Here is an 8949-nt window from a genome sequence, read left to right on the forward strand (position 1 = left end):
TCTGAAGGAAGAGTTTCGGTCGGTCTGCGCCCCTTGCGGGGCGCAGTTCGGATCCCGGGATCAGCTGCAGCCGCTCGTTGCGCCGCAGGTGTTGCACTTCATGCAGGTGCCGTTGCGCACCAGCGTGTAGTTGCCGCATTCGCCGCAGGCCTCGCCCTCGTAGCCCTGCATCTTCGCCTTGGCGCGGGCGTCCAGCGCCACCACCCCCGACGAAAGCGCGGTCGAGACCCCCGCCCCCACCGCCAGCGCGGTTTCGGGCACCAGCGTGTTCAGCGCCGCCATCGGATCAAGCTGCGTCCCCGCACCGCCGCGCAGCACCACCAGCTCCTGCGGCAGACGCTTGCGCAGATAGCCGGTCGAGGAAATCTGCCGCAGCACTTCAAGCGATTTCGACGCCGCCGACTCGCTCACCGGCTCGACATTGCGCTTGCCCTCGTTCTGCCCGCCGCCGAGATCGTCGAACATCGTGCCCTGCGGCTTGATATGCGCCAGATCGGTGCGGTCGAGATAGCTCACCGCCAGTTCGCGGAAGACGTAATCGAGGATCGAAGTGGCGTTCTTGATGCTGTCATTGCCCTGCACCATGCCCGCGGGCTCGAATTTGGTGAAGGTGAAGGCATCGACGAATTCCTCCAGCGGCACGCCGTATTGCAGACCGACCGAGACCGCGATGGCGAAATTGTTCATCATCGCGCGGAAGCCCGCGCCTTCCTTGTGCATGTCGATGAAGATCTCGCCCAAGCTGCCATCGGCATATTCGCCGGTGCGCAGATAGACCTTGTGGCCACCGACGACGGCCTTTTGCGTGTAGCCCTTGCGGCGATCGGGCAGCTTCTCGCGGTGCGAGCGCACGATCTCCTTGACCACGATCTTCTCGACGATCTTCTCGGCCAGCACGGCGGCCTTTTCCTGTTGGCTGCCAGTGGCCAGGATTTCCTCGGCGTCCTCGTCATCCTCGACCAGGGCAGAAGCCAGCGGCTGGCTCAGTTTCGAGCCGTCGCGGTAGAGCGCATTCGCCTTGATGCCCAGCGACCAGGACAGTTCGTAAGCCGCCTTCACATCCTCGATCGTGGCGGTGTTCGCCATGTTGATCGTCTTCGAGATCGCGCCCGAGATGAAGGATTGCGCCGCCGCCATCATGCGGATGTGGCTGTCGACCGACAGATAGCGCTTGCCGCGCTTGCCGCAGGTGTTGGCGCAGTCGAAGACGACGTAATGCTCGGGGCGCAGGAAGGGGGCGCCCTCAAGCGTCATCGTGCCGCAAACATGGTCGTTCGCCGCGTCGATCTGCGCCTTGCTGAAGCCAAGGTGGCGCAACAGGTCAAAGGTCGGATCGGCCAGTTTCTCGGCCGGGATGCCCAGCGTTTTCGTGCAGAAATCCTCGCCCAGCGTCCATTGGTTGAAGACGAAACGGATGTCGAAGGCCGAGGGCAGCGCGGATTCGATCTTTTCGATCTCGCGCGGGCCGAAGCCATGGCCGATCAGCGCGGCGGGATTGATGCCGGGGCAATTGCCAAGGCTGCCATGCCCCACCGCATAGGCGATGATTTCCGCGATCTGCGCCGAGCCGTAGCCCAGCGTTTCCAAAGCCGCGGGCACCGAGCGGTTGATGATCTTGAAATAGCCGCCGCCCGCCAGTTTCTTGAACTTCACCAGCGCGAAATCGGGCTCGATCCCGGTGGTGTCGCAATCCATCACCAGACCGATGGTGCCCGTCGGCGCGATCACCGAAACCTGCGCGTTGCGGAAGCCGTGTTCCTCGCCCAGACGCAGCGCCTCGTCCCAGGCCATGCGGGCCAGACGCAGCAGCCGGTCATCGGGGCAATTGGCCAGATCGAGCGGCACCGGCGGCACCTCCAGCCCCTCGTAGCCCTTCGACTTGCCATGCGCCGCGGTGCGGTGGTTGCGGATCACCCGCAGCATGTGCGCGCGGTTCTTCGCATAGCCCGGGAAGGCGCCCAGCTCCGCCGCCATCTCGGCCGAGGTCGCATAGCTGATCCCGGTCATGATCGCGGTCAGCGCGCCGCAAAGTGCGCGGCCCTCGTCGCTGTCATAGCCCAGGCCCATGGTCATCAGAAGGCCGCCGATATTGGCATAGCCCAGCCCCAGCGTGCGGAAATCATAGCTGCGCTGCGCGATTTCCTTCGACGGGAATTGCGCCATCAAGACCGAGATTTCCAGCGTCATCGTCCAGAGCCGGGTGGCATGGACATAGGCCTCGGCGTCGAATTCGCCGCCCGTGTAAAAGGTCAGCAGGTTGAGCGACGCAAGGTTGCAGGCGGTATCATCCAGGAACATGTATTCCGAGCACGGGTTCGAGCCCCGGATCGGCCCGTCCTCGGGGCAGGTGTGCCAGGCGTTCACCGTGTCATGGAACTGGATGCCCGGATCGGCACAGGCCCAGGCGGCATGGCCGACCTGATCCCACAGCTCGCGCGCCTTCACGGTTTTCGCCACCGAGCCATCGGTGCGGCGCAAAAGTTCCCAATTGGCGTCGTCCTTCACCGCCTTCAGGAAGGCATCGGTGACGCGCACCGAATTGTTCGAATTCTGCCCCGAGACCGAGATATAGGCATCCGAATCCCAATCGGTGTCATAGGTCGGGAATTCGATGCTGGAAAACCCCTGCCGCGCATATTGCAGCACGCGGTTGATGTAGGTTTCCGGGATCATCGCCTTCTTGGCCGAGCGGATCGCGGCCTTCAGCGCGGGGTTCACGGCCGGATCGGTGCGGCCTTCGTCGTTCGCGGGCGCACTCGAACCGGTGGCGTTCGCCCGCTCACCGTCAAAAGCGCGGATCGCCTCGAAGATCTTGTTCAGCTCGCGCTCGTGCATTTTCGAACCGGCCACCAGCGAGGCGACTTTCTGTTCTTCGATGACCTTCCAGTTGATGAATTCCTCGATATCGGGGTGATCCATGTCGCAGATCACCATCTTCGCGGCGCGGCGCGTCGTGCCGCCCGATTTGATCGCCCCCGCGGCGCGGTCGCCGATCTTCAGGAACCCCATCAGGCCCGAGGACTTGCCGCCGCCCGACAGCCGCTCGCCCTCGGCGCGCAGGCTGGAAAAGTTGGTGCCGGTGCCCGAGCCGTATTTGAACAGGCGCGCTTCGCGGACCCAGAGGTCCATGATGCCGCCCTCGCCCACCAGATCGTCGCGGACGGACTGGATGAAACAGGCATGCGGCTGCGGATGTTCATAGGCCGAGGCCGATTTCGTCAGCTGGCCAGTGGTGAAATCGACGTAGTAATGCCCCTGCGACGGGCCGTCGATGCCATAGGCCCAGTGCAGGCCGGTGTTGAACCATTGCGGCGAATTCGGCGCGGCCATCTGCGCGGCCAGCATGTGGCGCAGCTCGTCGTAATAGGCGCGGGCGTCGTCTTCGGTGGTGAAATAGCCACCCTTCCAGCCCCAATAGGTCCAGGCGCCCGCCATCCGGTCGAACACCTGCTTGGCCGAGGTCTCGCCGACAAAGCGCTGATCTTCGGGCAGAGTTTCCAGCGCGGCAGTGTCGGGCACGGAGCGCCACAGGAATTCGGGCACGCCCTTTTCCTTGACGCGCTTGAGCGCGGCCGGAACGCCCGCCTTGCGGAAGTATTTTTGCGCGATCACGTCCGAGGCCACCTGGCTGAAGCCCTCGGGGACTTCGACGGCCTCGTTGCGGAACACCACCTTGCCATCGGGATTGCGGATTTCCGAGGTGGTGGTGGTGAAGGTCATCGCCCCGTAGGCGCCGCCCTCGACCGTGGTGAACTTGCGCTCGATCTTCATCTGCCGGTCCTGCCCTTCCCGTTTCTTGCGTCGACACGACAAGCGGAAGCAAAAACGGCCAACCCGGTGCCCAAGGCCCGAGGCTGGGTCGAACCCTGACGGGTGGACCATTCTGGTTGGCTGCCTTGCCGCCACGGAACACTATATCTGGTAGCGCCGCCGCCGACAGCCCACAACCTGCCGCGTCCCCTCGGCATCGTCAACGTAATTTTCATGAATTATCGGCGAGAATCCCGCTTGACGGCGGGGCAGAAAAGCCGCGCGCAGATTCTTCCACATTGCCCCGGTTTCGGCCGCCTCCGCCGTGAGGGCCGAATTTCCGTTGCATTGGGCCGAATTACCCGGCGCAGCTGCGGCGGCAGAGCGACTTCTCCACAGCCCCCCATATCTTGTGGAGAACTTCGGCCAAAAACCGCCCGCCGCGCCGGCTTTGGGCCGGTTGGGAACAAAACCGGGCCCGGAGGGGCAAACGGACGGAATTTGTTAAGGATTTCTTAAGGAATCTTAATGGGGGGATTCGCTACGGATAGTATCCGCAAGCTGCGCGGCCCGGCGCTTTCGGGGCGCTTGCGCCTACCAGATCTGGGGGGAAAATCGGCACCGGACGCAATCGGGACCGGTCCCGGCGGCTGTGCGACAGAAGCGGGGGGCCCGGGATCGGGCGCCGGACGGGGCCGGAAACTCTGTCTGCGCACTGCCCCATCGGGGCGCAAAGGGTGGCTAGTTTCCTTCCACCCGGAGGGCGCAGCTTTCCAGCCCCGCCGCCTGCCCGGGGTCAAAGCGCCAGCCCGTGCCGCCCGGCCAGATCGGTGAAAAACTGCCACGCCACTCGCCCCGAGCGCGAGCCCCGCGTGCGATACCACTCCACCGCCTCGGCGCGCAAGATTTCGGGATCGATCCGCAGCCCATGCGCCGCCACATAGCCCTCGATCATCGCGAAATAGGCGTCCTGATCGCAGGGATGGAACCCCAGCCAGAGCCCGAACCGATCCGAGAGCGAGACCTTTTCCTCGACCGCCTCCGACGGATTGATCGCGGTCGAGCGTTCGTTCTCGATCATGTCGCGCGGCATCAGATGGCGCCGGTTCGAAGTCGCGTAAAAGATCACATTCGCGGGCCGCCCCGCGATGCCGCCATCCAGCACCGCTTTCAGCGATTTGTAATGCTGATCGTCATGGCTGAAGCTCAGATCGTCGCAAAAGAGCACGAAGCGCTGCCCGGGCGCGGCGCGCAGCAGGCCCAGCAGCCGCCCGACCGAGGGCAGATCCTCGCGCGAGAGTTCCACCAGTTTCAGCGCCAGCCCCTGCCGCAGAACCTCGGCATGCACGGCCTTGACGAGCGAGGATTTCCCCATCCCGCGCGCGCCCCACAACAGCGCATTGTTCGCCGCCGCGCCGCGGGCGAATTGCAGCGTATTGGCCAAAAGCGTGTCCCGCGCCCGGTCGATGTCGCGCAAAAGGCCCAGATCGATGCGCGAAACCTCGGCCACCGGCTCCAGCCGGTCGGGCGCAGAGTGCCACAAAAACGCATCCGCCCCCGAAAACTCGGGGGCAGGCGCGGGCGCGGGGGCGAGGCGTTCCAGCGCCTCGGCAATCCGCGTCAGAGGATCGGTCATTCTGCGTCGTCCTCGTCGTCGATCCAGGTGCCCTCGGCGCGCATCTGCGCCTCGCGCTTCTTCTCCATCCGCCGGACCAGGAAAATCGAGCCCTCGTAAAGCGGATAGATCACCGCGAACATGATCACTTGCGACATCACGTCGGGCGGCGTCACGATCGCGGCCACGGTCAGCATGGCGACGACCGCATATTTGCGCACAGAGGCCAGCGCCTGGGCCGAGACCAGCCCCGCCTTGCCCAGAAGCGTCAGCGCCACCGGCATCTGGAAGCAGATCCCGAAGGCCATGACGAATTTCGTCGTGAGCTTGAGATATTCCTCCATCGAGCCGGTGAAGCCGATCACCGCCATCTGGTTGGCCGGATCGGTCGCATCGGCCCCCGCCACCACATCGCCCATCTGGAAGCCCAGAAAGAAGCTGAAGGCCATCGGCAGGATGACGTAATAGCAAAACGCCGCGCCCAGAAAGAACATCACCGGCGAGGCGATGAGGAACGGCAGGAAGGCCCGCTTTTCATTGCGGTAAAGCCCGGGCGCGACGAAGCGCCAAAGCTGGAAACCGATCATCGGGAAGGCCAGCGCGAAACCGCCCAGCATCGCGATGTTGATCGCGACGAAGAAGCCCTCCTGCAGCTTGATCAGCGACAGCTGACAGGTCTGCCCGCGCGCCGAAAGCGCCTCGCAGATCGGATGCGTCAGGAAGGTGAAGACCGGATGCCAGATGATGTAGCACAGGATCACCGCCACCACATAGGCGGCGAGCGCATAAAGGATGCGCGTGCGCAGTTCCGCCAGATGCTCGATCAGCGGCGCTGCGGTCTCGTCGATATGATCGGCCGTCATGCAGATCCTCCCGGCCCTTCGGCGCGTTTCACCGCGGGTTTCGCCGCGGGGTTGGCCGCCCGCTCCGGGCCCACCTCCGGCTCCGGCGCCAGCTCTGCCGCGTCCAGATCGGCCGCCAGCTCCGGGTCAAGCGTCAGCGCCGCCGCAGCAGCCCCCGCCGCCACCGGCTTGGGCAGTTTCGGGTCCCATTTCTCGAACCGTTCGGTGGCGCGCTCAAGCGCGTCGATGCCCAGACCCTTCTTCGTGGTCATCGATTTCAGGTCGTTCAGACTGTCCGCCGCCTCCTTGACGCCGGTGTCCCGCGCCGCCTCTTCCATCGCGGCGGTGAATTCCCGGCCCAGACGCTTGGCCTTGGCCGTCAGCCGCCCCAGCGCCTGAAACATCCGTGGCAGGTCCTGCGGACCCACCACGATGAGGGCGACGATGCCGATGAGCAGAAGCTCGCTCCAGCCGATGTCGAACATGCGTTATCCGCCTTTGGTCAGGGATCAGACCTTGTCCTTGTCGGGGGTCGTCTCGGTGGTCTTCGGCTCGGCGGCGGCCTCCTCGATTTCCTTGGTGCCTTCGCTCACGCCTTTCTTGAAGGCGGTGATGCCCTTGCCCACTTCGCCCATCAGCGAAGAGACCTTGCCGCGACCGAACAGCACCAGAACGACGACGGCGATCAAGAGCAGCTGCCAGGGACCCATTTGCATGTCATTTCTCCATATCACGGGGTTTGGGCGATCTTTCCCGCAGCCCGCCCGGCTGACAAGGTTCAATCCCGCCGCAGCGCCCGCGGACCCCCGCCATTACTGACAGTTATTTGTCAGTTGAACTGACGGTTATTTGTCAGTTGCCCCCGGATCTGCCAGAAAGGGACAAGGGGGGGCCGATGACACGCAACGAAAGGTTCGAGCAAATCCTGATGCTCTTGCGTGACGGCGAGCTGATCCGCGCGCGCGACGTGGCGGCGCGACTCGGGGTGTCGGAACGCACGATCTGGCGCGACATGGCCAAGCTTGTCGATTACGGCGTGCCGATCGAGGGCGAACGCGGCGTGGGTTACATCCTGCGCCGGCCGGTGGCGCTGCCGCCCCTGGTGCTGACCAGTGACGAAATGGCGGCGTTGCGGCATCTGTTGCGGCTGGCGGGGGCGCATGCCGATACCCGCATCGCGGCGGGGGCGCGCTCGCTGGCGGCGAAGATCCGGGCCGTGATGCCCCCCGACCCCGAGGAAGACGACCCGGTCTGACCCCCTGCCCCTGCCCGGCCCCACTGGCGCGCGCCTGCGCGACCGGCTAGGCTTTGGCCATGAGCACGCCTGAATTCATCACCGCCTTCGCCACCCTGTTCGTCGTCGTCGATCCGATCGGCCTCGTGCCGCTTTTCCTTGCGCTGACGCAGGGGATGAGCGCGCAGATGCGCCGCACCGTGGGCATCCGGGCGCTGGTCATTGCCGCGATCCTGCTGACCGCCTTCGGGCTTTTCGGCGATGCGCTGTTGCGCGGCATCGGCATTTCGATGCCTGCCTTCCGCATCGCGGGCGGGGTGCTTCTGTTCCTCACCGCGCTGGACATGCTGTTCGAGCGCCGCACCCAGCGCCGCGAGGGGCAATCGGCCGAGCCGCATGCCCCCGACCCTTCGGTCTTTCCGCTGGCCACGCCGCTGCTGGCGGGGCCCGGGGCGATGGCGACGATGATCCTTCTGGCGGGATCGGGCACCGAGTCCGACTTCGGGGCTGGGCTGCATCTGGCCGCGGTGATGGCGGTGATGGGGCTGGTGCTCGCCTGCGTCTTCGTGCTGTTTTTGCTCGCCACGCCGCTCGAGCGCGCGCTGGGGCGGACCGGGACGATGGTGGTGACGCGGCTTCTGGGGATGCTGCTCGCGGCGCTGGCGGTGCAGTTCATCCTCGACGGTCTGCGCGGGGCGGGGATCATCGCCCTGCCGCTCGGGGGCTGACGTTCGGGGGATGACAGGACGGCCCGGCGCCCCTACATCGGGGGCAGGAGGCGCCATGGACCCCGAGATTCCGCGTGTGATCTATTATCTTCTGCTGCTTCTGGCGATCGGCGGCTATCTGGTCGCGGCGCTGCGCCGCCGCCCCGGGCAGGCGCTGCAACAGCTGATGATCTGGGCGCTGATCTTTCTCGGCGTCGCCGCCGTGGCGGGGATCTGGCCCGATGTCCGCGCCGCGATCCTGCCCGCCCAGACCGTGACCCAGTCGGGCCGGATCGAGCTGCCGCTGCGGGCGGACGGGCATTATTACTTGCAGGCAAGCGTGAACGGCGCCGCGATCGATTTCGTCATCGACACCGGCGCCTCGCAGGTCGTGCTGAGCCGCGCGGATGCGGAACGGGCGGGCATCGACACCGGCGCGCTGGCCTATATCGGCCGCGCCTTCACCGCGAATGGCGAGGTGGCGACGGCACCGGTGCGGCTTGACAGCCTCAGCGTCGGCCCCTTCACCGACCGCGACGTGGCGGCGGTGGTCAATCGCGGCGCGATGGAGGGCTCGCTTCTGGGCATGAGCTACCTGACCCGTTTCGGCAAGGTGCAGTTCGACGACCGCCGGATGATCCTTGAACGCTAGCCCCGGCCGCGCCGTCGCAAAGGGCGTATTTTGACCAAGAAGAAACGGCAGGGGGTTCTTCTTGGCAAAAATACGCAAGGGGGCGCGGGGGACATCGTCCCCCGGCAGCGGGGGGTGCGGGGGGCGGCCCCCCCCCCCGTGCCGGGGCC

General features: G+C 65.5%; 8 protein-coding genes. 3 read left to right on the forward strand and 5 right to left on the reverse strand.

All coding sequences use genetic code 11. The features are described 5' to 3' along the window. Positions 1 to 60 precede the first annotated feature (60 nt). The 5 genes from FBT96_RS06085 to tatA all read right to left on the reverse strand — a co-directional run bounded on the left by FBT96_RS06085 (position 61) and on the right by tatA (position 6923). Complete coding sequence (locus tag FBT96_RS06085) at positions 61 to 3771, reverse strand: vitamin B12-dependent ribonucleotide reductase (RefSeq protein WP_136905435.1); 3711 nt, start codon at positions 3769 to 3771, stop codon at positions 61 to 63. 775 nt (positions 3772 to 4546) lie between these two features. Continuing rightward, on the reverse strand, positions 4547 to 5386 hold the full coding sequence (locus FBT96_RS06090; protein WP_136905436.1) for an ATP-binding protein: 840 nt from the start codon (positions 5384 to 5386) through the stop codon (positions 4547 to 4549). Then, on the reverse strand, positions 5383 to 6228 hold the full coding sequence (tatC, locus tag FBT96_RS06095; RefSeq protein ID WP_136905437.1) for a twin-arginine translocase subunit TatC: 846 nt from the start codon (positions 6226 to 6228) through the stop codon (positions 5383 to 5385). Before tatC ends, FBT96_RS06090 begins: the two co-directional genes overlap by 4 nt. Continuing rightward, a complete protein-coding gene (gene tatB, locus FBT96_RS06100) occupies positions 6225 to 6692 on the reverse strand; it encodes a Sec-independent protein translocase protein TatB (RefSeq protein WP_023922212.1) in 468 nt (155 codons plus the stop codon). Before tatB ends, tatC begins: the two co-directional genes overlap by 4 nt. 24 nt (positions 6693 to 6716) lie before the next feature. Beyond that, entirely contained in the window at positions 6717 to 6923 is a 207-nt protein-coding gene (tatA, locus tag FBT96_RS06105; RefSeq protein ID WP_136905438.1) for a twin-arginine translocase TatA/TatE family subunit, read from the reverse strand. 179 nt (positions 6924 to 7102) lie between these two features. Here tatA and FBT96_RS06110 point away from each other — a divergent pair, with 179 nt between their 5' ends. From FBT96_RS06110 to FBT96_RS06120, 3 genes are read left to right on the forward strand one after another with little or no spacing between them, the layout of a single operon-like run. Further along, complete coding sequence (locus FBT96_RS06110; protein WP_136905439.1) at positions 7103 to 7462, forward strand: helix-turn-helix transcriptional regulator; 360 nt, start codon at positions 7103 to 7105, stop codon at positions 7460 to 7462. A 59-nt stretch (positions 7463 to 7521) separates the two neighbouring features. Next, positions 7522 to 8169 carry a MarC family protein gene (locus tag FBT96_RS06115; RefSeq protein ID WP_136905440.1) on the forward strand — a complete coding sequence of 216 codons (648 nt, stop codon included), beginning with the start codon at positions 7522 to 7524 and terminating at the stop codon, positions 8167 to 8169. A 55-nt stretch (positions 8170 to 8224) separates the two neighbouring features. Continuing rightward, entirely contained in the window at positions 8225 to 8800 is a 576-nt protein-coding gene (locus FBT96_RS06120) for a retropepsin-like aspartic protease family protein (RefSeq protein WP_136905441.1), read from the forward strand. Positions 8801 to 8949: the final 149 nt, after the last annotated feature.

Source organism: Rhodobacter capsulatus (assembly GCF_005144475.1).
Taxonomy (GTDB): Bacteria; Pseudomonadota; Alphaproteobacteria; order Rhodobacterales; family Rhodobacteraceae; genus Rhodobacter; species Rhodobacter capsulatus_C.

Excerpts from the sequence above, each read along its gene's own strand:
- FBT96_RS06085 (WP_136905435.1), bottom strand. The coding sequence starts at position 3,771 with ATGAAGATCGAGCGCAAGTTCACCACGGTCGAGGGCGGCGCCTACGGG.
- FBT96_RS06090 (WP_136905436.1), bottom strand. The coding sequence starts at position 5,386 with ATGACCGATCCTCTGACGCGGATTGCCGAGGCGCTGGAACGCCTCGCC.
- tatC (WP_136905437.1), bottom strand. The coding sequence starts at position 6,228 with ATGACGGCCGATCATATCGACGAGACCGCAGCGCCGCTGATCGAGCAT.
- tatB (WP_023922212.1), bottom strand. The coding sequence starts at position 6,692 with ATGTTCGACATCGGCTGGAGCGAGCTTCTGCTCATCGGCATCGTCGCC.
- tatA (WP_136905438.1), bottom strand. The coding sequence starts at position 6,923 with ATGCAAATGGGTCCCTGGCAGCTGCTCTTGATCGCCGTCGTCGTTCTG.
- FBT96_RS06110 (WP_136905439.1), top strand. The coding sequence starts at position 7,103 with ATGACACGCAACGAAAGGTTCGAGCAAATCCTGATGCTCTTGCGTGAC.
- FBT96_RS06115 (WP_136905440.1), top strand. The coding sequence starts at position 7,522 with ATGAGCACGCCTGAATTCATCACCGCCTTCGCCACCCTGTTCGTCGTC.
- FBT96_RS06120 (WP_136905441.1), top strand. The coding sequence starts at position 8,225 with ATGGACCCCGAGATTCCGCGTGTGATCTATTATCTTCTGCTGCTTCTG.